This window comes from Streptomyces sp. AC512_CC834 (assembly GCF_019049325.1).
GTDB lineage: Bacteria > Actinomycetota > Actinomycetes > Streptomycetales > Streptomycetaceae > Streptomyces.
This window is the reverse complement of record NZ_JAGMUO010000044.1, coordinates 23,724-48,335: the sequence shown is the minus strand read 5'-3', so window position 1 is coordinate 48,335 and position 24,612 is coordinate 23,724. Positions and strand designations below refer to the sequence as shown.

Genomic DNA, 24,612 nt, shown 5'->3' with positions numbered 1-24,612 from the left:
CAGCAGCGACACTGGATGCATGGACACGACGATCACCGCTCCCCGCGCCGAGGTGCTGCGGGACCGCTACCGCAGCCGACTGCCCAAGAGCTTGCAGGAGCTGGCCGGCCCCGTCGAGGGCAACGTGGACCTGCCCCTCCATATCGTCTGGTCCGGGCGGACGAGCTACGGTCTGGACCGTCCGAAGTCCCGCATGACGCTCTACCGGACCGTCCTCGCCGAAGGACCGAGTGAGGACCTGGTGGCCCTCCTGCACCACCGGCTGCTCACCGAGCAGTGGCCCGTGCTGCGGCGCTTGATCAGTCCCTACGTCCGCGAGGTCTGGGAGGACGCCTTTCCCGAGCTGCTCCGCACCGCTGCGGCCGACACGACCGCCGCGTGAAGGTCACTCCGCTCCACGAGCGTCTGGTTGTCGTCGGCGTTCACGGGACGCGGCGGCACTGCCGGCCTGGGTACGGGCCCGCGTACAGGGAGAGGGCGTCGCAACCGTCGGGGTTGCGGTCGCGGAGATTTTCTCACGACCTTCGAGTCCGACGCGTGCCGGTGTAAAGTGAAGGACGCCCTTGACCTGCAGAAAGCAGGCAGGGAGCCGTCTTCCAGGAGTCCAACATGCTGCGCACCATGTTCAAGTCCAAGATCCACCGCGCCACCGTCACCCAGGCCGACCTGCACTACGTCGGCTCGGTGACCATCGACGCCGATCTGCTGGACGCGGCCGATCTGCTGCCCGGTGAGCTGGTGCACATCGTGGACATCACCAACGGGGCCCGGCTGGAGACGTACGTCATCGAGGGCGAGCGGGGGTCCGGGGTGATCGGGATCAACGGGGCCGCGGCTCACCTCGTCCACCCCGGGGATCTGGTGATCCTCATCAGCTACGCCCAGGTCACCGATGCCGAGGCGCGGGCGCTGAAGCCCCGGGTCGTGCACGCGGACGGCGACAACCGTATCGTCGCCCTGGGCGCGGACGCGTCCGCGCCGGTACCGGGCTCGGACCAGGAACGCAGCCCTCAGGCCGTGTCGGTCTGACGTACTGACCTGCTGATTCTGCTGAGCTTCGGGGACGAGGAGCGTGGCCGTGAGTGATATCGAGATCCGTGACGACCGGGCGGCCGGGCGGCTGGAGGCGGTGGCGGCCGGAGAGGTCGTCGGCCGTATCGAGTACTTCGTGCTCGACGCTCCCGAGCGCGCCCTCGTCCCCGTCCACACGATCGTCGAGCCGGCCCACGAGGGCCAGGGCATCGCGGGTGCCCTGGCCCGGGAGCTGTACGCCCTCGCGCGGCGGGAGGGTGTCACGGTCGCCCCGCTGTGCCCGTACGTCGTGAAGTGGGCCGAGCGTCACCGGGACGAGGCACCCGGGGCCGACCCGGAGCTGCTGCGCGCGGCGAAGGAATGGCTCGTCGCGCATCCCGAGCGGTTCTGAGCCGGGGGCTCGGAGCTCCTGTGCTGGCGTTGCTGCACACCTCGCCCGTTCATGTCCCTGTCTTCGACGCCCTGCGTGACCACGCGCATCCCGGTCTGGAACTGCGGCATCACGTCGACGCCGGGTTGCTGGACCGGGCGCGGCGCGACGGGCCGGAGGCCGTGACCGACGCCGTCGTGGCCGTGCTGAGGCAGGCGGTCGCCGAGGGGTCGCGGGCCGTGCTGTGCACCTGCTCGACCATCGGCGGTGTCGCGGAGGCTGCCGCCGCCGGGGCCGGTGTGCCGGTGCTGCGGGTCGACCGGCCGATGGCCGCCGACGCCGTGGCCGCCGGTCCTCGCGTCCTCGTCCTCGCCGCTCTGGAGAGCACGCTCGCTCCGACGGTGGCACTGATCGAGGAGGAGGCCCGTCGCGCGGGCCGCCCCGTGGAGGTGCGGACGCGGCTGGTGGACGGCGCCTGGCGGCGGTTCGAGGCCGGCGACACCGACGGCTACCTGCGCCGGGTCGCCGAGGCGGCCGACGTCGTCACCGGCGCCGACGTGATCGTCCTGGCCCAGGCATCCATGGCGCCGGCCCGGGAGTCGACGAAGGCCCGCGTCCCGGTGCTGGCCAGTCCCGCGCCCGGACTGGCCGCCGGCGCGTCGGCGGCGCGCCTGGGCCACCTGGGCCACCTGGGCCCCGAGGTTCATGCGGGGGAGTGAGTGGGGAGGCGGCCGTCGGGTAGGCGGGGGACAAGTCCAGAGCCGACGTCGACCGACTGGCCGGAGGACAGCGCCATGACGAACCCGTATCCGGATCCCGTCCCACCCGGGCCCACCCCGGGACCCGCTCCCGGTCCGGACCCGGAGCCCCCACAGCCGAGCCCGGATCCGGTGTCGCCCCCGGCCCCCGGCCCGCAACCGACCCCTCCACCGCCGTCCCCCGGCCCGGGGCCGGGTCCGGAACCCACACCTCAGCCTCCGGGGCCCGGCCCGCAGCCGACGCCCGAGCCTCCCGGTCCTCCCGGGCCCTCGCCGTCGCCGATCCCGCCGGGACCCGAGCCGGTACCCAACCCGGAGCCGGGGCCACCGCTCACCTGAACGTCAGGGCGACGATGGGCTTCACGGAGGGCAGAGGGAAGCGGTGGGCGTGTGCTGCAGACGGCCGCTCATCGCCTCCCTCACCCTCCCCGCTGCCCAAGAACTACGCCGTGACCTCCGACCGGTCCCCGCCCCACAGCGTGTGGAACGCGCCGTCCCGGTCCGTCCTGCGGTACGTGTGCGCCCCGAAGAAGTCCCGCTGGCCCTGCGTCAGCGCGGCCGGGAGCCGCTCGGCGCGCAGGGCGTCGTAGTAGGCGAGTGCGGCGGCGAAGCCCGGTGTCGGTACGCCCTGCCGGGTCGCGGCGACCAGGACCTCGCGCCAGTCGTCCTGCGCGGTGGCGATCTCCTGGGCGAACGTCTCGTCCGAGAGCAGGCTCGGCAGATCGGGCCGGGCGTCGTACGCGGCGCGGATGCGGTCCAGGAAGGCCGCGCGGATGATGCAGCCGCCGCGCCAGATCGCGGAGACCGCGCCCAGGTCGATGTCCCAGCCGTACTCCTCACTGCCCGCCGCGACCTCGTGGAAGCCCTGCGTGTACGACACGATCTTCGACGCGTACAGCGCCTGCTCGACGCGGTCGGCGAAGGCGGCCGCCTCCGACTCGCCGAGCGGCGCCGCCTTCGGGCCCGTCAGACCGCGCGAGGCCTCGCGCAGCGCCGCGTGACCGGACAGGGAGCGGGCGAAGACCGCCTCCGCGATCCCGGACACCGGCACGCCCAGGTCCAGCGCCATCTGCACCGTCCAGCGGCCGGTGCCCTTCTGCTCCGCCTGGTCGACCACCACGTCCACGAACGGCTTGCCCGTCGCCGCGTCCACGTGCGAGAGCACCTCCGCGGTGATCTCGATCAGGTACGAGTCCAGGCGGCCGGTGTTCCAGGTGCGGAAGATCTCGGCGATCTGCGCGGGGGAGTACCCGGCGACATCACGCAGTAGCTGGTAGGCCTCGCCGATCAGCTGCATGTCGGCGTACTCGATGCCGTTGTGCACCATCTTCACGAAGTGCCCGGCGCCGTCGGGACCCACGTGCGTCACACAGGGCGCCTCGTCCGCCGCCTTCGCCGAGATCTTCTCCAGCATCGGGCCGAGCGACTCGTACGACTCCTTCGAGCCGCCCGGCATGATGCTCGGGCCGTTCAGCGCGCCCTCCTCGCCGCCCGAGATGCCGGTGCCCACGAAGTGAATGCCTTGCTCGCGCAGTTCGCGCTCCCGGCGCCGGGTGTCCGCGAAGTGCGCGTTGCCCCCGTCGATGATCATGTCTCCGGGCTCCAGGAGCGGGGCGAACTCCCGGATCACCGCGTCGGTCGGGTCACCTGCCTTCACCATGATCACCAGACGCCGCGGCCGCTCCAGCGCCGCCACGAACTCCTTGGCGGTCTCGGTCGCGACGAAGTCGCCCTCGCCACCGAACTCCTCCACCAGCGCGTGCGTGCGCGACGCGGTCCGGTTGTGCACCGCGACCGTGTAGCCGTTGCGGGCGAAGTTGCGGGCGAGGTTGCGGCCCATGACCGCGAGACCTGTGACGCCGATCTGTGCTGTGGTGCTCATTGGGTTGGCTCCTAGAGACTTCGCTTGGCATCCGTGGTGATGGTGACTGGTACCTGTGACGCTGGTCGTGCCCACGAATATTCCGGCTCGACCATCTTGACGTGCCGGTACGCCGGCCGCATTTCTCGTGTCCGACGGACTCCAGTACGCACGGAACGGGTCGGACGCCTCAGCGGGTGGACCCCGCATCCGGCCAACGGTCGTCTGTTCTTGGCCACTCGGCGTGACCAACCGGCCGATTGCCGTCTTGTCATGGCCTGTTCGTGGCGCTTACTTTTGCCCCTCCTGACGCAATGTCGAGGGGGATCTCCATGGCCGTACGCGGCCGGCATCGCCGGTATCAGCCGAACAGGATCAACCGCGCCTCACTGACCGTCACCGCCGGCGGCGCGGGACTGGCGCTCCCACTCGTCGGTACCGGCACGGCCCACGCGGACGACGTGGAGACCTGGGACAAGGTCGCCGCCTGTGAGTCCACCAACGACTGGGACATCAACACCGGCAACGGCTACTACGGCGGCCTGCAGTTCACCCAGTCCACCTGGGAGGCGTTCGGCGGCACGCGGTACGCCCCGCGCGCCGACCTGGCCACCAAGGACCAGCAGATCGCCGTCGCCGAGAAGGTACTCGACGGCCAGGGACCCGGCGCCTGGCCGGCGTGCGCGCCGCGGGCCGGACTGACCCGGGGCGGCGACACCCCCGACATCCGGCCGGCCGGGGGAACGGAGCCCGCGAAGAAGTCCGACTCGGTGAAGGACGTCCAGCCGCAGACCACACCGCAGTCCCGGGCGGGCAAGGCCCGGATGTACACGGTGGTCACCGGCGACACCCTCTCCGGCATCGCCGACACCCACCAGGTCCGGGGCGGCTGGCAGCGCCTGTACGAGGCCAACCGCGGCGCGATCGGAACCGACCCCGACCTGATCCTGCCCGGCCAGCGCCTGACACTGCGCGGCGAGGGGTCCACCACGGCGTCCCCGGCCGAGTCGAGGACCACCCAGCCGCGGCAGAAGCAACCGAAACAGGACGAGCGGCAAAAAGAGCCGAAGCAGCAGAAGCAGCAGAAGGTCCAGGAGCAGGAGAAGCAGAAAGAGCAGAACAAGCAGCAGAAGGCGCCGGAGAAGTCGTCCTCCGACAGCGGCAAGAGCCAGGCCGGCAAGGCCACCACCCACCAGGCCGTCGTCGCCCCGGTGGACGCCGCGACCGGCACGCCGTACCACCAGGCGGGCTCCTCCTGGTCGAAGGGCTACCACACCGGCGTCGACTTCCCCGTCCCCACCGGTACCTCCGTCAAGTCGGTCGCGGCAGGCCGGGTCGTCAGCGCGGGCTGGGGCGGTTCGTACGGCTACCAGGTGGTGGTCCGGCACGGCGACGGCCGGTACTCCCAGTACGCGCACCTGTCGGCGATCTCCGTGAAGGACGGTCAGTCGGTGGGCGCCGGTCAGCGCCTCGGGCGCTCGGGCGCCACGGGAAACGTCACGGGCCCGCATCTGCACTTCGAGGTGCGGACGGGGCCCGGCTTCGGTTCGGACGTCGACCCGCTGGCGTATCTGCGGGCCGGCGGCGTCAGGATCTGATCCGGACCCGTCGGCGGCTGAACAGGGGCGGCGGAACGAACGGGCCGCCGTAGAAGGGGCCGTAGGAGAGCGTCGTGTCGTCGCTCTCCGCCGGTACCCGGGCGTCGTACGCCTCCTCGACGGGGGCGGGGTCCCGGACCGGCGATGCCACCGGGGAGGGCACGAAGACCTTGTCGGGCTGCCGGGCCACGGGAGCGCCCCGCTGCTCCCGCTCCTCGCGCCCGCCCCGGACCCGGGCCCCTTGAGCCCTCTCGACCGGCAGGGCCACGCCGTCCTCGGCGCGGGCCGAGGTCTCCTCCGCGACCGTAGCCGTCGCCGTGATCTCCTCCAGGGCCGTGGTCGTAGCCGTCGCCAGGGTCTCCCGGGCGATCCGCTCCGTAGTCAGCAGGATCAGGCCGCCGGCGGCCACCACCCCGCAGCTCAAGGCGAGCACAGTGCCGGTCGTGCCGTAACGGAACGTCTCACCGAACATCGTGATGCCGACCACGGCGGCCACCACCGGGTTCACGACCGTCAGCGTGGCCAGCGGGGCCGCGAGGCCGGCGCCCCGGTAGGAGGCCTGGGACAGCACCATGCCCGCCGTGGCGAGTACGCCGATCACGGCCAGCGACGGCAGGTCGGCGGCGGTCACCCCGCCCGTCCAGTCGACGGCGACCGTCTTGGTGAAGACCGAAGACATACCGAAGGCTATGCCGGACGCGGTCGCCAGCAGGATGCTGCGGACCGCCGGGTGCCGGTGCGCGGCGCGGCCGGCGATCATCAGCGCCACCACCACACCACCGGTGACCAGCGCCGCCCCGACGCGCTGCGCCGTGTCCAGCGACTGCGCCTCGGACGCGCCGACCAGGGACAGCAGACCGGCGAGACCGACGGTCGCCATGAGCGCGCCCCGCCAGGCCGTCGCCCCGGCCCTGCGGCCCACGAACAGCGCGGCCATGGGCAGGGCGAACACGATGGTGAGCGCTCCCAGCGGCTGAACCAGGCTCAGCGGACCGAGAGCGAGGGCGACGACGTGCAGCAGACCGCCGAGGCCGTTGAGCGCGACCGCCCCCCACCAGCCGGGCCGGCGCAGCGGAGCGTACTGAGCACCCGGGGACGACGACGCGACCTGCTCCTGCACGATCGCTCCGCCCGCGTACGCCACGGCGGAGACGAGCGACAGCAGCACGGACAACGCGAGGGCGCTCATCGGCTGCTCCTCTGCGTGAGGCGGGGGCGCTGGGCCCGGCGCGGCGTACGGTCGTCATCCATGGACAACACGATGCCGTCTCAGGGTCTTCCCGTCGTCGTCCCTGAGCATTCTTTGGGTCCTACTACCGATGGAGTACGACGGCCCCGCCGTCCTCCCCAGGGTGGGCTACTTCGGGCCCCGCCCCCTGGCTCCGCCCCTTAGGGGCCTTGATACTACTGCTCTCCGTGGACCTCGACCCCGATCTCGCCGCACTCCGCCCGCTCGGCGGCTTCTCCGTCCTGCACACGTCCCCGCACATGTCCCAGCACCCGTCGCGGCCGTCGCCGTCCGGGCCGCTTGCCACCCTCGCACACGCCTACGCATCGGGATACGCATCGGGATACGCGGCAGCGACGCCGGACGTTCAAGTTCCGTTCGGTCCTGACCCGCTGGGCTTCCGCGTCCGGAAGGTGGCCGTCGCGCTCCGAGCCCCCGAGACCCGGGTCGCCGCCTCCGTGGCCCAGCAGGGGCTCGCGGCCCGCCTGTGGTCGGTGACGCTGGCCTGCGCCGCCCTTTACGGCCGTGTCCCCGACCTCGACCCGAGCCTGCTGCGCTGGGACCCCGACGCCGGCGCCCCCGACGACCTGTGGCTCACCGAGGTGCACGCCCTGCCGGGGGACACCACGACCGTCGCGGACGTCGTGCTCACCACCCACCTCGCGCCCCTGGCGTCCGCCGTGCACGCCCGCTACGGCGTCGCGACCGGCCTGCTGCGGGGCAACGCGGCCTCCGCCCTGGCAGGCGCCGGCCGGGAACTGGAACGCTGGGCCCGCCGCAACGGCCGTACGGACACCGCCGCCCACGCCCGGTCGCTGACCGCAGCCCTGCTCGCCCACCCATTGCTCGCCGGCACCGGCGCCCTCACCGGCACTTCCTTCCGGCGGCGGAGCTGCTGCCTGTACTACCGGGTGCCCGGAGCCGGGATCTGCGGCGACTGCTGCTTCTCCCGGCCCCCGGGGTCCCCGCGATCCCCAGCGTCCCCGCGGCCCCCGCGCTCTTCCCCAGGCGGCCCGTCTGAGTGACCATGAGGGAACCAGCCGCCGAGACGGGAGGTTCCGGGTGCGCGTGGGACTGCTGACCCGTGAGTTCCCGCCGGACGTCTACGGCGGCGCCGGTGTCCACGTGGAGTTCCTCGCCCGCGAACTCGCCCGCCTCGTCGACCTGGACGTGCACTGCTGGGGTGAGGGCCGTACCGACGGCGTGCTGCGCCACCGGCCCTGGTCCGCGCTCGACGGCGCCAACGACGCGCTGCGCAGCTTCTCCGTGGACCTCACCATGACGGCCGCCCTCGAAGGCCGCGAACTGGTCCACTCCCACACCTGGTACGCCAATCTCGGCGGCCATCTCGCCAAGCTCCTCTTCGGCGTCCCGCACGTGATGACCGCCCACTCCCTGGAACCCCTGCGCCCCTGGAAGGCCGAGCAGCTCGGCGGCGGTTACACCCTGTCCGGCTGGGCCGAGCGCACCGCCGTAGAGGCGGCCGACGCGGTGATCGCCGTGTCCGGCGCCATGCGCGAGGACGTCCTCGGCTGCTACCCGGCGCTGGACGCCTCCAGGGTCCACGTCGTGCACAACGGCATCGACACCAGCCTCTACCGGCCCGACCACGGCACCGAGGCGCTGGACCGGATCGGACTCGACCGCTCCCGGCCGTACGTCCTGTTCGTCGGCCGCATCACCCGTCAGAAGGGCGTGCCCCACCTGCTGCGCGCGGTACGGGACATCGACCCGGCCGCGCAGGTCGTGCTGTGCGCGGGCGCCCCGGACACCCCCGAGATCGACCGGGAGTTCCGCGACCTCTTCGCAGGGTTGAGCCGCGCCCGCGAGGGAGTGCACTGGATCCCGCGCATGCTGCCGCGCCCGGAGGTGATCCAGCTCCTGACGCACGCCGCCGTCTTCGTCTGCCCCTCCGTGTACGAGCCCCTCGGCATCGTCAACCTGGAGGCGATGGCCTGCGGCACCCCCGTCGTCGCCTCCCGGGTCGGCGGTATCCCCGAGGTCGTGGCCGACGGCGAAACGGGGGTACTCGTCACGAGGAACAGCGACACCAGGAACAGCGACACCAGGGACAGCGACGGGGACGACGATGTCTTCGAGGCGGGCCTCGCACGCGCACTGGACTCCGTCCTGGGTGACCCACGGGCCGCCCGGCGGATGGGCGAGGCGGGCCGGGAGCGCGCGGTGGAGGAGTTCGGCTGGGACGCCGTCGCGCGCCGTACGGTCCGGCTGTACGAGGAGATCCTCAAGCAGGCTTGAGCCGCCCCGCCCCGGGGTGGCCGAGGTGAACGAGGGTGAGGGGAGCGGCCATGCGTCGTGGAGGTCCTTCGGTGCTCGGCATCGTGCTGGCGGGCGGGGAGGGCAAACGCCTGATGCCCCTGACCGCCGACCGCGCCAAACCCGCGGTCACGTTCGGCGGCACCTACCGGCTCGTCGACTTCGTCCTGTCCAACCTGGTCAACGGCGACATCCTGCGGGTCTGCGTGCTCACCCAGTACAAGTCGCACTCCCTGGACCGGCACATCACCACCACCTGGCGGATGTCCAGCCTGCTGGGCAACTACGTCACCCCGGTCCCCGCCCAGCAGCGCCTCGGCCCGCGCTGGTACCTGGGCAGTGCCGACGCGATCCTGCAGTCCCTGAACCTGGTGTACGACGAACAGCCCGAGTACGTCGCGGTCTTCGGCGCCGACCACGTGTACCGGATGGACCCGCGCCAGATGCTCACCCAGCACATCGAGTCCGGCGCGGGCGTCACCGTCGCCGGGATACGGGTCCCGCGCGCCGAGTCGCCGTCCTTCGGGGTGATCACCCCGGGTTCCGACGGGCAGACCGTCACCGGCTTCCTGGAGAAGCCCGCCGACCCTCCCGGCCTCGCCGACGACCCCGAGTGCGTCTTCGCCTCGATGGGCAACTACGTCTTCACGACCAAGGCCCTCATCGAGGCCCTGCACAGGGACGCCGAGGACGAGAACTCCGTGCACGACATGGGCGGTTCGATCCTGCCGCAGCTCACCGACCGGGGCGAGGCGGCGCTGTACGACTTCAGCGCCAACCACGTGCCCGGGGAGACCTCCCGGGACCAGGGATACTGGCGGGACGTCGGCACACTGGACGCCTACTACGACGCCCACATGGACCTGATCGCCGAACGGCCGGCCTTCAACCTCTACAACCGCGACTGGCCGGTCTACACCCACTCCACCCAGCTCTCGCCCGCGCGCTTCAACGCCGGCGGCATCGCCAGCGAGTCGATCATCAGCGCGGGCTGCCTGATCCGGGGGCAGGTCACCCGCTCGGTGCTCTCGCCGGGCGTGGTCGTCGACCCGGGCGCGGTCGTACAGGGCTCGGTGCTGCACGACAACGTGCACATCGGCCGGGGCGCGGTGGTGCGCGGGGCGGTGCTCGACAAGAACGTCGACGTGCCGCCGGGCGCGACGATCGGCGTCAACCCGCAGCGGGACGCCGAGCTGTACACCGTCTCCAAGGGTGGCGTGATCGCGCTGGGCAAGGGGCAGCGGGTGCCGTGACGGCCGGGCCGTCGGCATGCCGCCGGACTGTTGTCATGTCCCTGGACGCCAAGCGGAATCCGTGCTGTCATGCCTCTGCACCTCCGCCATTACATCGTTGTACGGCATCGGTATGACATCGATGTCCGAGCCGAGCCATCAGCCGCCACCCGTTCTCGAGGAGAGGGTCAGTGCGCACCAAACGACTCAGAGACAAACTCGCGCTGCTGCTAGCCGCCGCCCTCGGCGTCGCCGGCCTTGCCGCCTCCCCGGCCGCAGGCGCGGCCGGGGAGGCGACCGACGGCAACGACACCGCGGAGATCCACGGTCTGAAGGGCGAGTACTACACCCAGTCCGCCCCCGGCGCCTTCGACTTCGACGAGTTGAAGGCCACCGGCTTCGACCCGCAGGTCGACTTCAACACCCTGGAGCCGCGGCTCGACTTCGCCACCGGGCAGTCGGACGACGTCAGCGTCCGCTGGACCGGCAAGATCGTCCCGGAGCGGACCGGCGCCCACACCTTCTCGATCATCGGCGACAACGGCTTCCGCCTCTGGATCGGGGGACAGCTCGCCATCGACCACTGGGTCGACGACTGGGACCGCGAACAGACCGCCCAGCCCGTCGAGCTGACGGCAGGTCAGTCCTACGACATCAAGCTGGAGTACTTCGAGCACTACGGCGGCTCCAACCTCCACCTGCGCTGGACGGAGCCCGGCGGCACCAAGGAGGCGATCCCGCAGTCGGCGTTCCGCCTGCCCGACGGCTACGACTACAACGGTGCGACGTCGACCACCGTCCAGTCCACCGGACGCACCCTCAGGCTCGACTTCGCCGGCCCCCTCGCCGCGCCCCCGGCCGGCCTCACCGACCACCTCGAAGCGGTGATCGGCGGCGCCACCTGGCCGCTCGGCGAGACCGAGGTCGACCCCGCCGACCCGAGCGCCCTGCTCGTCGCCCTCGACGAACCCGTCGTCGGCAACAAGAACGGCGACGCCCCCGGAACCGCCGACGTCCGCTACGACGGCGAAGGCGGCCTCACCGACACCCAAGGCAACGTTGTCAAGGCGTTCTGGAGCAGCGGCGGCAACGAGTCCACCTACGAGCTGCGCACCGACTGGGCCGACGAGGTGGGACCGGACAACGCCCTCCCGGAGTACCCGCGCCCGCAGTTGACGCGCGACGACTGGCAGAACCTCAACGGCCGCTGGCAGTTCGCCGCCGCCGAGGCCGGCGAGCAGCCGCCGGTCGGCAAGAACCTGAAGGAGCGCATCCTCGTCCCGTACCCCGTGGAGTCCCAGCTCTCCGGCCTCGAACGGCACGAGGACCGCATGTGGTACCGCCGCACCTTCACTGTGCCCCGCGACTGGCACATCGGCTCCCGTCAGCGGCTGAAGCTCAACTTCGGCGCCGTCGACTGGCAGTCCGAGGTGTACGTCAACGGCACGAAGGTCGCCGACCACAAGGGCGGTTACGACAAGTTCAGCGCCGACGTCACCGACGCGCTGAAGCCCGGCCGCACCCAGGAACTGATCGTCGGCGTCTACGACCCGACCGACGCGGCGAACGGCGAGAACCCGCCGATCGGCAAGCAGCGGCTGGACCCGAGCGGCATCTGGTACACGTCCAGCTCCGGCATCTGGCAGACGGTCTGGATGGAACCGGTCGCCCGTGACCACGTGGACTCCCTCGAGCTCACCCCGGATGTCGATGCCGGCACACTGACCGTCGAGCCGAAGGGCGTGCGCGACGGCGTACGGATCAGCGCGACGGCGTACGCCGGACACCGCAAGGTCGCCAAGGTGAGCGGACGCACCGGCGAGCCGCTGACCCTGAAGATCCGCGACCCGCGCCTGTGGTCGCCCGACGACCCCTTCCTGTACGACCTGAAGGTCACCGTGGGCCGCGATCACGTCGAGAGCTACTTCGGGATGCGTTCCGTCGCCGTCGAGAAGGTGAACGGCGTACCCCGCACGATGCTCAACGGGGAGCCCGTCTTCCTGATGGGCACCCTGGACCAGGGCTTCTGGCCCGACGGGCTGCACACCGCACCCACCGACGAAGCCCTCGCGTACGACCTCAAGCTGCACAAGCGACTCGGCTTCAACTCGGTGCGCAAGCACATCAAGGTGGAGCCCGACCGCTGGTTCTACTGGGCCGACAAGCTGGGCCTGCTGGTGTGGCAGGACATGCCGGCGATGACCGCGGGGGTGAACCCCTCCACCGCGGCCCGCGCCGAGTACGAGCGCGAGATGAAGGAGATGATCGACGAACACATCAGCCACCCGTCGATCATCATGTGGGTCACCTTCAACGAGGGTTGGGGCCAGTACGACATCGGCCGCGTCGCCGAGCAGGCCAAGGCCTGGGACCCGACCCGTCTCGTCAACAACATGTCGGGCCTGAACCTCGGGGCCGACGGCGGCGCCGGCGACATCATGGACGAGCACGGCTATCCCAGCCCCGCCCTGCCGAAGTCCCCGGACGGCGAACGCGCCCTGGTCACCGGCGAGTACGGCGGCCTCGGCCTCGCGGTGCCCGGCCACGCCTGGTCCGTGCAGCAGTCCTACGTCGACGTCGACCCGGCGACGTACACCGACGACTACCTCACCAAGCTCGACGAGGTGCGCGCCCTGGCCTGCAAGGGCGGCAACGGTGCCATCTACACGCAGATCTCGGACGTTGAGGGCGAGCTCAACGGCCTGGTGACGTACGACCGCAAGGTCGTCAAGCCCGATGTGGCACGGGTCGAGGCGGCGCAGGCGCGGCTGATCGCCGACATGTCGCGGGCCACCCCCGCGCACTGCCCCTGACCACGCGCCGACCCCGGCGGGACGCGTCCCACGCGTCCCGCCGGCACGCCGTGCGCGGCTGGCACAGCCGGCACGCCGCGCACCGGCTGGCACAGCCGGCACGCCGCGCACGCCGCGCACGGTCCGGACGGCCCGGACGGGCTCGCACGGCTCGCGCGGTCCGGACAGGCTCGCACGGCCCGCGCGGCCCGCGCGGCCCGCGCGGCCCGCACGGTGGGCCGGCGGCGGCGCACCCCGTCGGCGCGCTGCCCCGGCCCACCGGGCTCCCTCACCTGCCCCTGCTCCGTCACCTGCCCCGCCCACGCCCCCGCCCCCTGTCCCTGCCCTCGCCCCGACTGGAGTCCCCATGGCTCTCGATCGACGCCGTTTTCTCCACGGCGGTTCCCTCGCCGTCGGCGCGCTCGCCGTCGGCCTGCCCGCGCTCGGCACGCCCGCCGCAGCCGCCGACGCGCTCGCGCCCGACGCCTTCACCCGGCTCGCGCCCGGCAGTGTCACCGCACGCGGCTGGCTCGCCGGGCAACTCCGCCTCCAACTGGACGGGTTGTGCGGCCGCTACGCCGAGCGCTCCCACTTCCTCGACTTCGCCACCACCGGCTGGGTCCACCCCGACCGGGGAGCCTGGGAGGAACTGCCGTACTGGCTGCGCGGATACGTCCCGCTCGCCATCGCCACCCGCGACCGCGAGGCGCTCGACCAGTCCCGCCGCTGGATCGACGCGATCCTCGCCACCCGCCAGGCCGACGGCTTCTTCGGCCCCCGGGCGCTGCGCACGTCCCTCAACGGCGGCCCCGACTTCTGGCCCTTCCTGCCCCTGCTCCAGGCGTTGCGCACCTGGGAGGAGTACGCGGGCGACGAGCGGATCGTGCCCCTGTTCACCGGCTTCCTGCGGTTCATGAACGCCCAGGGAAAGAGCGCGTTCGACTCGAGCTGGGTCTCGCTGCGCTGGGGCGACGGCATCGACCTCGCGCTGTGGCTGCACCGCCGCACCGGCGACGCGTTCCTGCTCGGCCTCGTCGAGAAGATGCACGCCTGGGGCGCGGACTGGACGGGCCCGCTGCCCAGCCCGCACAACGTCAACATCGCCCAGGGCTTCCGCGAGCCGGCCCAGTACGCCCAGCTCTCCGGCTCCGCCGCCGACACCCGGGCCACCTACGACACGTACGAGCAGGTCATGGCCGGGTACGGGCAGTTCCCCGGGGGCGGACTCGCCGGGGACGAGAACATCCGGCCCGGGTTCGGCGATCCCCGGCAGGGCTTCGAGACCTGCGGCGTCGTCGAGTTCATGGCCGCACACGAACTGCTCCTCCGGATCACCGGCGACCCGGTCTGGGCCGACCGCTGCGAGGACCTGGCCTTCAACGCACTGCCCGCGGCCCTCGACCCCGAGGGCCGCGCCGTCCACTACGTCACCAGCGCCAACAGCGTCGACCTGGACAACGTCCGCAAGACCCAGGGACAGTTCCAGAACGGCTTCGCCATGCAGGCCTACCAGCCCGGCGTCGACAACTACCGATGCTGCCCGCACAACTACGGCATGGGCTGGCCCTACTTCACCGAGGAACTGTGGCTCGCCACCCCCGACCGGGGCCTCGCCGCAGCGATGTACGCCCCGTCCCGGGTCACGGCCGCCGTCGGGACCGACGGCACCCGCGTGACCGTCACCGAGGACACCGACTACCCCTTCGACGACACGATCACCCTGACCGTGTCGACCCCGCGACGGGTCGCCTTCCCGCTGATCCTGCGCGTCCCGGGCTGGTGCACGGGGCCGCGGGTGCGGGTCAACGGCCGGGCGGGGCCCGAGTACGTGCCCGAGTCCGGCGGCCCGGCCTTCGTCCGCGTCGAGCGCACCTGGTCCGACGGCGACCGCGTCACCCTGCGCCTGCCGCAGCGCACCACCCTGCGCACCTGGTCCGGCAACCACGGATCGGTCAGCGTCGACCGCGGACCCCTGACGTACGCCCTGAAGATCGGTGAGGAGTACGTCCGCTACGCGGGCGACGACGTCTTCCCCGAGTACGAGGTCCACGCCACCACCCCCTGGAACTACGGCCTCGTGCCGGGCGCCACGCCCGCCTTCCGCCGTGCGCGCGGGCCGGTCGCGGACAACCCCTTCACCCACGACAGCGTGCCCGTCTCGCTGACCGCCGAGGCCCGCCGAGTCCCCGAGTGGATCGCGGACGACGAGCACGTGGTCGCGCCGCTCCAGCAGAGCCCGGCCCGCTCCAGCCGGCCGGTCGAGAGGGTCACCCTGATCCCGATGGCCGCCGCCCGGCTGCGGATCGCCTCCTTCCCGACCGCCGCCCCGGACGGCACCCCGTGGGTCCCCGAGCCGGCCTTCCGGCGTGTCCAGAACAAGCACAGCGGCAAGGTCCTCGCCGTCGACGGCATGTCCACCGCCAACAGCGCCCGCGTGGTGCAGTTCGCCAACACCGGCACCGGCGACCACGCCTGGCAGCGGATCGACAAGGGCGACGGCTGGTTCCTCGTCCGCAACGGCTACAGCGGCAAGGTCCTGGGCGTCGACGGGATGTCCACGGCCAACAGCGCGCGCGTCGTGCAGTACGAGGACAACGGCACCGACGACCACCTGTGGGCCTTCGTCGACCAGGGCGACGGCTGGTTCCTGGTCCGCAACAAGCACAGCGGCAAGGTCCTCGGGGTGGACGGGATGTCGACCGCCGACAGCGCCCAGGTCGTGCAGTTCGACGACAACGGCACGGAAGACCACCTCTGGCGCTTCGCCTGAGCCCGAGAAAGCCCTGAGAAGGCCTGAGAAAGGCCTGAGAGAGAGGGAGACACCCTTCCATGAGCTGGACCCAACGGTTGCGCGGTGTGGCGACGGCCGCCGCGGCGGCGCTCCTCGCGGGCGCGGTCGCCGCGCCCTCGGCGCAGGCGGCCCCACACCACGACGGCCCGCTGACCGATCTGGTGAACCCCTTCATCGGCACCGAGAACGAGGGCAACACCTACCCCGGCGCCGCCGTGCCCTTCGGCATGGTGCAGTTCTCGCCGGACACCGGCCACAACACCGGCTACGACCACTCCGACACCCACATCCGCGGCTTCTCCCTGGTCCACCTCTCCGGCGTGGGCTGCGGACTCGGCGGCGACCTGCCGGTGCTGCCGACCACCGGCGACGTCACCGAGACGGACTACGCGAAGTACGCCGCCTCCTTCAGCCACGACGACGAGGAGGCGAGCCCCGGCTACTACCGGGTCGGCCTCGACTCCGGAGTCGACGCGGAGCTGTCCGCCACGGCACGCACCGGAGTGCAGCGCTACACCTTCCCGGCCACCGACAAGGCCAACGTCCTGCTCAACGCAGGCCAGTCGCTGCACAAGAACATCTCCACCAAGGTGGAGGTGCTGGACCGCCGCACCGTGCGCACCGCGATCACCGGCAGCGGCTTCTGCCAGGACACCGAGCCGTACACCGTCTACACCATCACCCGCTTCGACCGGCCCTTCGCCTCCTACGGCACCTGGGACGACGGCACCGTGACCGCGGGCTCGAAGTCCGGCGGCGACGGCGCCTACGTCCGCTTCGACACCACGAAGGACCGCACCGTCGAGGCGACCACCGCCCTGTCCTACGTGGACGCGCGCGGCGCCGCGCGCAACCTGCGGGCGGAGGGCGGGCGCTCCTTCGACTCCGTGCGCCACGGCGCACAGCGCACGTGGGAGAGGCGGCTCGACGACGTCCGGGTCCGGGGCGGCGACGACACCCTGCGCCGCACCTTCTACTCGTCCCTGTACCGGTCCTTCCTCGCGCCCAACATCGGCAGCGACGTCGACGGGCGTTACACGGGCTGGGACCAGAAGATCCACCGGGCCAGGGGCTTCACGTACTACCAGAACTGGTCCCTGTGGGACACCTACCGCACCCAGTCGCAGCTCCTGTCCCTGCTCGCGCCCCGCGAGGCTCGGGACATGGCCATCTCCGTCATCAAGATCGACGAGGAGAGCGGCTGGCTGCCCAAGTGGGGCTACGGCACCGTCGAGACCAACATCATGACCGGTGACCCGGTCACCCCCTTCCTCACCAACGCCTACCAGCAGGGCCTGCTGCACGGCTGGGAGGAGCGGGCCTACCGGGCGCTGAGGAAGAACGCCGACGGCGTCCCGCCCACCGACTCGCCGGCCGTCGGCCGGGAGGCCAACCGCGAGTACCTCGCCGACGGCTTCGCGCCCTACGTCAAGGGCCGCCCGCACGCCAAGCCCGGCGACTCCGACTACGACCACGGCGCCTCCGCCACCCTGGAGTACGCCCTGTCCGACGCCATGCTCTCCCGCATGGCCCGCGACCTCGGTCACGACCAGGACGCGAAGCGGTACGCCGAGCGCGCCCAGAACTACCGCAACATCTTCGACCCCTCGACCGGCTTCTTCCGCGCCCGCGACGCCGACGGCGCCTTCACCGGACCGGCCGACCCGGCGCAGAGCGAGGGCTTCCACGAGGGCACGTCCTGGCAGTATCAGTGGCTGGTGCCGCAGGACCTGCCCGGCATGATCGACCTCATCGGCGGCACCGAGGCCGCGAACGACCGGCTCGACTCGTTCTTCGCCTACGACCAGCTCCTGGAGGACCCCGCGAAGACCGCCCGCGAGGTGTGGGTCAACGGGCCGTACGACTACTACAACGCCGACAAGTACAACCCGCAGAACGAACCCGACCTGATCGCCCCGTACACCTACCTGTCGACCGGGCAGCCCTGGAAGACGACCGACGTGGTGCACGCGGCGCTCACCCTGTTCACGGACACGCCGACCGGCATGACCGGAAACGACGACCTCGGAACCATGTCCGCCTGGAACGTGCTGTCCTCGATCGGAATCTTCCCGATCCAGCCCGGCTACGACACCTGGGGACTGTCCACACCGGTCTTCGACCGCGTCGACCTCACCCTCGACCGCCGCTACTACCCGCGCGGCGCCCTGACGATCACGGCGCCCGGTACCTCCGGCACCGACCGGTACGTCCAGTCGGCCCGCGCCGACGGCACGGACTACGCCAAGACCTGGCTGACGACCGACGCCCTGCGCTCCATCCGGTCGCTCCGGTTCACGGTCGGCCCGCAGCCGTCCGGGTGGGGAACCACGGCGGAGGCGGTGCCGCCGCCGCTGACGTGAGCACAGACGCCCCATGAGTCCCAGCAGTCCCGCCCCATTCAAAAGGGGCGGGACTTCAATCTCTTGTTAACTGTGCGTAGCTTGATCGTACTTGACCGTAATCGTCGGAGGACGATTGACTGCTTGTCCACCCGTCCTCCGCTCGTCCTCCATCCGTTGCCCATCCGCCGCCCATGTGTCGTCCTTGCGAGGCAAGCCCTTGACTCCCGATCCGCTCGCTCCCCTCGACCTGGCGTTCTGGAACATCGAGTCCCCCGAGCACCCCATGCACCTCGGCGCGCTCGGCGTCTTCGAAGCGGACTCGCCCACCGCCGGGGCCCACGCGGCGGACCTGCTCGCAGCCCGCGCCCCCTCGGTGCCCGGACTGCGGATGCGGATCCGGGACACCTGGCAGCCGCCGCTCGCCCTGCGGCGGCCGTTCTCCTTCGGCGGCGCGACCCGCGAGCCCGCCCCCGGCTTCGACCCGCTGGACCACGTGCGGCTGCACGCCCCGACCACCGACTTCCACGCCCGGGCGGGCCGCCTCATGGAACGCCCCCTGGAGCGCGGCCGGCCGCCCTGGGAGGCGCACGTGCTGCCCGGCGCGGACGGCGGCTCCTTCGCCGTGCTGTTCAAGTTCCACCACGCCCTGGCCGACGGCCTGCGCGCCCTGACCCTCGCCGCGGGCGTCCTGGACCCGATGGACCTCCCCGCACCCCGGCCCCGCCCCGAGCCACCGGCGCGCGGACTCCTGCCGGACGTGCGCACCCTGCCCGGAAAGGTGCGCGACGCCCTGTCCGACGCGGGCCGCGCCCTGGACATCGGCGCCGCCGCGGCCCTGTCCACCCTCGACGTGCGCTCCTCCGCCGCGCTCACCGCCGCGTCCTCCGGCACCCGCCGCATCGCGGGCGTGGCGGTCGACCTGGACGACGTGCACCACGTCCGCAAGACGACCGGCGGCACCGTCAACGACGTACTGATCGCGGTCGTCGCAGGGGCCCTGCGCCGCTGGCTGGACGAGCGCGGCGACGGCAGCGAGGGCGTCGCGCCCCGCGCGCTGATCCCCGTCTCCAAGCGCCGCCCGCGCACCGCCCACCCACGGGGCAACCGGCTCTCCGGGTACCTGATACGGCTTCCGGTCGGCGACCCCGACCCGCTGTCCCGCCTGGACACGGTCCGCGCGGCCATGGACCGCAACAAGGACGCCGGGCCCGGCCGGGGCGCCGGAGCCGTCGCCCTGCTCGCCGACCACGTACCCGCCCTCGGCCACCGGCTCGGCGGGCCGCTGGTCTCCGGGGCGGCCCGGCTCTGGTTCGACCTCCTGGTCACCAGCGTGCCCCTGCCCAGCCTCGGGCTGCAGCTCGGCGGCCACCCGCTCACCGAGGTCTACCCGCTGGCGCCGCTGGCCCGCGGCCACTCCCTGGCGGTCGCCGTCTCGACGTACCGGGGACAGGTCCACTTCGGCCTGGTCGCCGACGCGAAGGCGGTGCCGGACCTCGACCGGCTGGCCCTGGCCCTGGCCGAAGAGGTGGAGACATTGCTCACCGCGTGCGGTCCCTGAGGCGAACGGGTTTGGCTCCGTGCCCCGGCGCTGAATAAAATCCGCTGTTCGAAAGCGGACGCGTCTCGGAGCGCCGCGACGGTGACCAGGGACGGCAGCGGCGATGACGGTGACACAGGACGGCTCGGCGACCACGGACGAGGTGGTGCACGGGTCCGGTGACGAGGCGGGAGAGGCGGGAGAGACAGGAGCGGCAGGAGAGGCAGGAAGGGCTGGACACGGCCCGGGAATCGACCCGGAGCGGCTCGCCGTCTGCCTGAGCGTGCTCGAGGAACTCGACCGGATCGACGTCGACCACCCGGACGCGATCCGCGTCCGCCGCGCCACCTCGCACATCTACCGCATGGTCAAGCAGCGCCGCCGCCAGGAGCGCCGGGCCGCCAAGACCGCCCACGACAAGACGGTCACCGAGGCCACCGCCACCGGTTCCGCCGAGCGCATCGACGACGAGACCGAGGGCATCCTGCCCTCCTCCCGCACCGAGGAGGGGCGGATCGCGGGGATACTCCAGCGCCCGCGCTCCTGCTACACCTGCAAGCAGCGCTACGTGGAGGTCGACTACTTCTACCACCAGCTCTGCCCGGACTGCGCCGCCGAGAACCGGGCCCGCCGCGACGCCCGCGCCGACCTCACCGGCAAGCGCGCGCTGCTCACCGGCGGCCGGGCCAAGATCGGCATGTACATCGCGCTCCGGCTGCTGCGCGACGGCGCGCACACCACGATCACGACCCGCTTCCCCAAGGACGCCATCCGCCGCTTCAAGGCCATGGACGACTCCGCCCAGTGGCTCCACCGCCTGGAGGTCGTCGGCGTCGACCTGCGCGACCCGGCCCAGGCCGTGGCCCTGGCCGAGCAGGTCACCGGGCAGGGCCCGCTGGACATCCTGATCAACAACGCCACCCAGACCGTGCGCCGCCTGCCCTCGGCGTACGCCGCGCTCGTCGAGGGCGAGAGCGCCCCGTTGCCGGCCGGTGAACTCCCCGCCCACCAGGTCATCGGCGCCTTCAACTCCGGTGCGGTGGACGGCCTGGCCGCGCTGCCCGTCGGCGCCTCGGGGCTCGACGCACAGAAGGTGGCCGACCTCGCCCTGGTCGCCGGCAACGCCAGCGTGGTCCGGCACCGCGAGGGGACCGCCATCGACGCGGGTGGCCTGGTCCCCGACGTCGTCGACAGCAACACCTGGGTTCAGACCATCGAGCAGATCTCCCCGGTGGAACTGCTCGAGACCCAGCTCTGCAACTACACCTCGCCGTTCATCCTCATCAGCGCGCTGCGGCCGGCGATGGCCGAGGCCGCGCGCAAGGCGCCCGCGGGGCGCGCCTACGTCGTCAACGTCTCGGCGATGGAAGGCGTGTTCGCCCGCGGCTACAAGGGCGCGGGCCACCCGAACACCAACGCCGCCAAGGCCGCCATGAACATGGTGACCCGGACCAGTGCCCAGGAGATGTTCGACGCCGACCGGATCCTGATGACCTCGGTGGACACGGGCTGGATCACCGACGAGCGTCCCCACTTCGACAAGCTGCGCCTGGCCGACGCCGGTTTCCACGCCCCGCTCGACCTGGTCGACGGCGCGGCCCGCGTCTACGACCCCATCGTGCGCGGCGAGGCGGGCGAGGACCTGTACGGCGTCTTCCTCAAGGACTACGCGCCCGGCAAGTGGTGACGGGCGCACCTCGCGCCCGGAGCGCGGGGCGCCTCAGTCGACGGCGCCCAGCCGGGAGTTCCGCGCCGCCGTAAGCTCCAGTACCGTGCGCCAGTCCTCCAGGACCCCGGCGTCGAAGACGGCCGTGCGGGCCTCCTCGTCCGCCTGACGCAGGCCGGTCAGGTCGTCGTCGTGGGCCCAGGCCTCGGGGTGGGCCTGCCGGCGCACCAGCCGGGCGACACGCGCGCCGAGCAGGGGCCGTACAGCGTCGGCGGTCCGGACGGCCGGGTTGCCGGGCCACAGCAGCCGGCCCACCGGCGACACCAGGCCGGCGACCTGCAACTCCTTGTCGGCGGGCCGACGCCGGCGCAGCAGCGCGGCCGTCCGCAGGGCGTGCCCGTGCGGATCATCGGGCCCACTGCCGGGCCCACCGCCGGCCCCACTGCCGGGCCGCGCGGCGGACCGCTCGCCCCGGCAGGCGTACAACAGGTCCATCAGCTCCTCGACGCTGCGCAGTTCCATGCCTCGGTCCTCCCGCGAGACAGCCGTTGCCGACCGCCAGCAGAACATGGCGAGCTTGCGCCGCAGCCAACGGCAACTTAACTGCGCGACCCGTCGCCGGTATGGGCCGAACGGGTGAGTCGCACACGGTGCGGAAGTGGGGCGATCAGGGCACACTTGGGCCAACTGCGCACACAGCGAAGGGCAATGGTTCTCCCATCTTTTGAGCCCCATAGAGCGCGCCCCCGCTCATTTGGTTAATCTGGAGCGGACGGACAACAGCACAGGGCCACAGGGCACTACCCACACCCAAGGTCCGCCATGGGACAAGCCGGTTCACAACGGCCCGCTCTCGCACGAGTTGCCGGCGCCACCGCGTCCGAACTGCATTCGACTCACACCCGAGCGGGCGACTGGTGCCGGACAGGAGACTGGCCGACAGGCCCCGAGGGTGACCCGACACATAAGGAGTGCGCGGTGACACCGGAGACAACGACGAACCCGGAACAACGCAGCGAGGAACGCACCGGGGAACGCACACAGCGTGCGAGCCGCAGGCCCGGAGAGATCGGCAGCCTCGACGTGTGGGCGCGGTCCGCCCCGATCCGCCTCGCGGGTTACGAGGAGGACCTCGCCGAGCCCCACATCCTGCCCAGCGTGGACTGACCGAAGCCGCCCCACGCATGGGCGTGCGAGACTCACGCCCATGCTGATCAGGGAAGCCACGGCCGACGACTGGCCGCACATCTGGCCCTTCTGGCACCGCATCGTCGCGGCCGGCGAGACCTACGCATGGGACCCGGACACCTCCGAGGAGGCTGCCCGGGCCCTGTGGACGAACCCCGCCAAACGCGTCTACGCCGCCGAGGACGAGACCGGCGCCGTCGTCGCCTCCGCCTACGTCAGCCCCAACTACGGCGGTCCCGCCGCGCGCATCGCCAACGCCGGTTTCATGGTCGACCCCGACCGGGCCGGCCGCGGCACCGGACGCGCCCTGGCCGAACACGTCCTGGCCGCCGCGAAGGCCGACGGCTACCGGGGCATGGTCTTCAACGCCGTCGTCGAGACCAACCCGGCCGTGCGGCTGTGGATCTCCCTCGGCTTCACCATCCTCGGCACGGTGCCGGACGCCTTCGACCACCCGCGGCACGGGCGGGTGGGCCTGCACATCATGCATCGCGCCCTGTAGGGACCGCCCGACCGCGCCCGGTACGGACGGCTCAGACCGAGACCGGCGGCGCCGTCCGCCGCCAGGGCCGCAGCACCTCGATCCGCCCCGCCAGCTCCAACAGCGCCGCCTCCGACCCCGGGCGCCCCACCAGTTGTACGGCGCAGGGCGCGCCCGAGGGCAGGGTGTCCAGCGGCACCGTCATCGCGGGCCAGCCGGTCAGGTTCCACGGCGGCGTGAAGGGCGAGTACGCCGAGTTCGCCACCACGTTGCGCAGCCAGCCCCGTTCGTGCCAGGGCCCCGCCTTGGGGGAGCGGCGGGCCAGCGCCGGCGTCAGCAGGACGTCGTACTCGGCGAAGAACGGCTCCAGGCGCCCGCGCAGCCGCTGCCTGCCCTCGCCGGTCGACACCCGGGCGACGAAGCGCCGCCCGACGGCCGCGTGGACCCGCGTCCGCCTGGCCAGCAGCCGCCGGTCCAGGCCCCGCGCGTCCACCGACGTACCGGCCGTCCAGTGGGCCAGGGCGGTCGCGCCCAGTGACGCCGGGTAGGGCGGGTCCGCGCGCCGCACCTGGTGCCCCGCCTTCATCAGCACCCCGGCCGCCTCGCGCACGGCGTCCGCGTACGGCCGGGACGCGGTGACGCCGGCCAGCGGGCTGCGCAGCGAGGCGGCGACGCGGAGGGCGCCGGAGTCCTCGCGGTCGGGCAGGGCTCCGTCCGCGAGGACGGTGAGCATCAGGCGGGCGTCCGCGACCGTCGTCGCCAGCGGCCCGTTCTCGGACATCCCGAACCAGTCGCCCTCGCCGATACCGGCCGGCACGACGCCGTGGCCCGGCTTGACGGTGACCAGACCGCAGTTGGCCGCGGGGATGCGCAGGGAGCCCATGCCGTCGTTGCCGAGCGCGAGCGGCACCATCGCGGCGGCGACCGCGGCCGCGCCGCCGCCCGACGAACCGCCCGCCGAGCGGGCCGGGTCCCACGGGTTGCGGGCCGTGCCGTGCACCCCCTCGGTGGTGCCGAACACGCACAGTTCCGGCACGTTGGTCAGCCCCACCACCACCGCGCCGGCCGCCCGCAGCCGGGCCACGGTGACATGGTCGGCGTCCGCGGGCGTGTCCGGCGTCGCCGCCGAGCCGACCCGCGTGGACTCGCCGCGCACCGCGAGGTTGTCCTTGACCGCCACCGGCACCCCGGCCAGCGGCAGTTCGGCCAGATCTTCCCGGGCGCCCAGCGCGTCGGCCTCGGCGAGCGACGCTCCGGCCCGCACCGCGCGGAAGGCGCCGACGCGGCCGTCGAGCCGCTCGATGAGGGCCAGATGCTCCGCCACCACCTCGCGCGGCGTGACCCGCTTCTCGCGTACGGCGGCGGCGATCTCGGTGGCGGTCCGGCCGGCCCAGTCGTTCACGGAGGGCTCCTCGGGGGTGGGGTGGCGAAAATGATGACGGCATCGCGGGAGTAC

The 24,612-nt window shown here is 72.2% G+C and carries 19 protein-coding genes; 15 read left to right on the top strand and 4 right to left on the bottom strand.

What is annotated here, in order from left to right; genetic code table 11:
• The first annotated feature begins 19 nt into the window (after positions 1–19).
• From KUM40_RS17720 to KUM40_RS17705, 4 genes are all read left to right on the top strand, one after another.
• Complete coding sequence (locus KUM40_RS17720) at positions 20–382, top strand: hypothetical protein (RefSeq protein ID WP_217166964.1); 363 nt, start codon at positions 20–22, stop codon at positions 380–382.
• 227 nt (positions 383–609) lie between these two features.
• The gene (panD, locus tag KUM40_RS17715; protein ID WP_217166963.1) at positions 610–1,029 is read left to right on the top strand and encodes an aspartate 1-decarboxylase; all 420 of its coding nucleotides are present in this window, start codon (positions 610–612) and stop codon (positions 1,027–1,029) included.
• A 49-nt stretch (positions 1,030–1,078) separates the two neighbouring features.
• Positions 1,079–1,423, top strand: coding sequence for a GNAT family N-acetyltransferase (locus tag KUM40_RS17710; protein WP_217166962.1), 345 nt, complete (start codon positions 1,079–1,081; stop codon positions 1,421–1,423).
• 20 nt (positions 1,424–1,443) lie between these two features.
• Positions 1,444–2,121 carry an aspartate/glutamate racemase family protein gene (locus KUM40_RS17705; RefSeq protein WP_217166961.1) on the top strand — a complete coding sequence of 226 codons (678 nt, stop codon included), beginning with the start codon at positions 1,444–1,446 and terminating at the stop codon, positions 2,119–2,121.
• 481 nt (positions 2,122–2,602) lie between these two features.
• On the opposite strand, the gene gndA is transcribed toward KUM40_RS17705, so the two are convergent.
• Complete coding sequence (gndA, locus tag KUM40_RS17700) at positions 2,603–4,042, bottom strand: NADP-dependent phosphogluconate dehydrogenase (protein ID WP_217166960.1); 1,440 nt, start codon at positions 4,040–4,042, stop codon at positions 2,603–2,605.
• A gap of 311 nt (positions 4,043–4,353) precedes the next feature.
• Between gndA and KUM40_RS17695 the strand changes: the two genes are divergently transcribed.
• The gene (locus KUM40_RS17695) at positions 4,354–5,619 is read left to right on the top strand and encodes a transglycosylase family protein (RefSeq protein WP_217166959.1); all 1,266 of its coding nucleotides are present in this window, start codon (positions 4,354–4,356) and stop codon (positions 5,617–5,619) included.
• On the opposite strand, the gene KUM40_RS17690 is transcribed toward KUM40_RS17695, so the two are convergent.
• Positions 5,609–6,808, bottom strand: a complete 1,200-nt coding sequence (locus tag KUM40_RS17690) for a DMT family transporter (RefSeq protein WP_217166958.1) — start codon at positions 6,806–6,808, stop codon at positions 5,609–5,611. The genes KUM40_RS17695 and KUM40_RS17690 overlap by 11 nt on opposite strands.
• 227 nt (positions 6,809–7,035) lie before the next feature.
• Here KUM40_RS17690 and KUM40_RS17685 point away from each other — a divergent pair, with 227 nt between their 5' ends.
• The 8 genes from KUM40_RS17685 (at position 7,036) to KUM40_RS17650 (ending at position 21,508) form a co-directional block, all read left to right on the top strand.
• On the top strand, positions 7,036–7,872 hold the full coding sequence (locus KUM40_RS17685; RefSeq protein ID WP_217166957.1) for a (2Fe-2S)-binding protein: 837 nt from the start codon (positions 7,036–7,038) through the stop codon (positions 7,870–7,872).
• Positions 7,873–7,909: 37 nt separating this feature from the next.
• Entirely contained in the window at positions 7,910–9,106 is a 1,197-nt protein-coding gene (gene glgA / locus KUM40_RS17680) for a glycogen synthase (protein WP_217166956.1), read from the top strand.
• 50 nt (positions 9,107–9,156) lie between these two features.
• On the top strand, positions 9,157–10,377 hold the full coding sequence (gene glgC / locus KUM40_RS17675; RefSeq protein WP_217166955.1) for a glucose-1-phosphate adenylyltransferase: 1,221 nt from the start codon (positions 9,157–9,159) through the stop codon (positions 10,375–10,377).
• A gap of 170 nt (positions 10,378–10,547) precedes the next feature.
• On the top strand, positions 10,548–13,169 hold the full coding sequence (locus tag KUM40_RS17670) for a PA14 domain-containing protein (protein ID WP_217166954.1): 2,622 nt from the start codon (positions 10,548–10,550) through the stop codon (positions 13,167–13,169).
• Between the two features lie 346 nt (positions 13,170–13,515).
• A complete protein-coding gene (locus tag KUM40_RS17665) occupies positions 13,516–15,918 on the top strand; it encodes an RICIN domain-containing protein (protein ID WP_217166953.1) in 2,403 nt (800 codons plus the stop codon).
• Between the two features lie 59 nt (positions 15,919–15,977).
• Positions 15,978–18,302 carry a GH92 family glycosyl hydrolase gene (locus KUM40_RS17660; RefSeq protein WP_217166952.1) on the top strand — a complete coding sequence of 775 codons (2,325 nt, stop codon included), beginning with the start codon at positions 15,978–15,980 and terminating at the stop codon, positions 18,300–18,302.
• 199 nt (positions 18,303–18,501) lie between these two features.
• Positions 18,502–19,842 carry a wax ester/triacylglycerol synthase family O-acyltransferase gene (locus KUM40_RS17655; RefSeq protein WP_217166951.1) on the top strand — a complete coding sequence of 447 codons (1,341 nt, stop codon included), beginning with the start codon at positions 18,502–18,504 and terminating at the stop codon, positions 19,840–19,842.
• A gap of 103 nt (positions 19,843–19,945) precedes the next feature.
• Positions 19,946–21,508 carry an SDR family NAD(P)-dependent oxidoreductase gene (locus KUM40_RS17650; protein ID WP_217166950.1) on the top strand — a complete coding sequence of 521 codons (1,563 nt, stop codon included), beginning with the start codon at positions 19,946–19,948 and terminating at the stop codon, positions 21,506–21,508.
• Between the two features lie 33 nt (positions 21,509–21,541).
• Here the strand turns inward: KUM40_RS17650 and KUM40_RS17645 are convergent, their stop codons facing one another.
• The gene (locus tag KUM40_RS17645) at positions 21,542–22,009 is read right to left on the bottom strand and encodes a hypothetical protein (RefSeq protein WP_217166949.1); all 468 of its coding nucleotides are present in this window, start codon (positions 22,007–22,009) and stop codon (positions 21,542–21,544) included.
• A 456-nt stretch (positions 22,010–22,465) separates the two neighbouring features.
• On the opposite strand from KUM40_RS17645, the gene KUM40_RS17640 reads away from it, so the two are divergent.
• Both KUM40_RS17640 and KUM40_RS17635 read left to right on the top strand, forming a co-directional pair.
• Positions 22,466–22,654, top strand: a complete 189-nt coding sequence (locus tag KUM40_RS17640) for a hypothetical protein (protein ID WP_217166948.1) — start codon at positions 22,466–22,468, stop codon at positions 22,652–22,654.
• A 40-nt stretch (positions 22,655–22,694) separates the two neighbouring features.
• A complete protein-coding gene (locus KUM40_RS17635; RefSeq protein WP_217166947.1) occupies positions 22,695–23,177 on the top strand; it encodes a GNAT family N-acetyltransferase in 483 nt (160 codons plus the stop codon).
• 31 nt (positions 23,178–23,208) lie between these two features.
• Here KUM40_RS17635 and KUM40_RS17630 read toward each other — a convergent pair whose 3' ends face one another.
• The gene (locus KUM40_RS17630; protein WP_217166946.1) at positions 23,209–24,558 is read right to left on the bottom strand and encodes an amidase; all 1,350 of its coding nucleotides are present in this window, start codon (positions 24,556–24,558) and stop codon (positions 23,209–23,211) included.
• Positions 24,559–24,612: the final 54 nt, after the last annotated feature.

Coding starts and splice junctions, on each gene's coding strand:
- KUM40_RS17720 (WP_217166964.1), top strand. CDS start 20: ATGGACACGACGATCACCGCTCCCCGCGCCGAGGTGCTGCGGGACCGC.
- panD (WP_217166963.1), top strand. CDS start 610: ATGCTGCGCACCATGTTCAAGTCCAAGATCCACCGCGCCACCGTCACC.
- gndA (WP_217166960.1), bottom strand. CDS start 4,042: ATGAGCACCACAGCACAGATCGGCGTCACAGGTCTCGCGGTCATGGGC.
- KUM40_RS17695 (WP_217166959.1), top strand. CDS start 4,354: ATGGCCGTACGCGGCCGGCATCGCCGGTATCAGCCGAACAGGATCAAC.
- KUM40_RS17690 (WP_217166958.1), bottom strand. CDS start 6,808: ATGAGCGCCCTCGCGTTGTCCGTGCTGCTGTCGCTCGTCTCCGCCGTG.
- glgC (WP_217166955.1), top strand. CDS start 9,157: ATGCGTCGTGGAGGTCCTTCGGTGCTCGGCATCGTGCTGGCGGGCGGG.
- KUM40_RS17665 (WP_217166953.1), top strand. CDS start 13,516: ATGGCTCTCGATCGACGCCGTTTTCTCCACGGCGGTTCCCTCGCCGTC.
- KUM40_RS17660 (WP_217166952.1), top strand. CDS start 15,978: ATGAGCTGGACCCAACGGTTGCGCGGTGTGGCGACGGCCGCCGCGGCG.
- KUM40_RS17650 (WP_217166950.1), top strand. CDS start 19,946: ATGACGGTGACACAGGACGGCTCGGCGACCACGGACGAGGTGGTGCAC.
- KUM40_RS17645 (WP_217166949.1), bottom strand. CDS start 22,009: ATGGAACTGCGCAGCGTCGAGGAGCTGATGGACCTGTTGTACGCCTGC.
- KUM40_RS17635 (WP_217166947.1), top strand. CDS start 22,695: ATGCTGATCAGGGAAGCCACGGCCGACGACTGGCCGCACATCTGGCCC.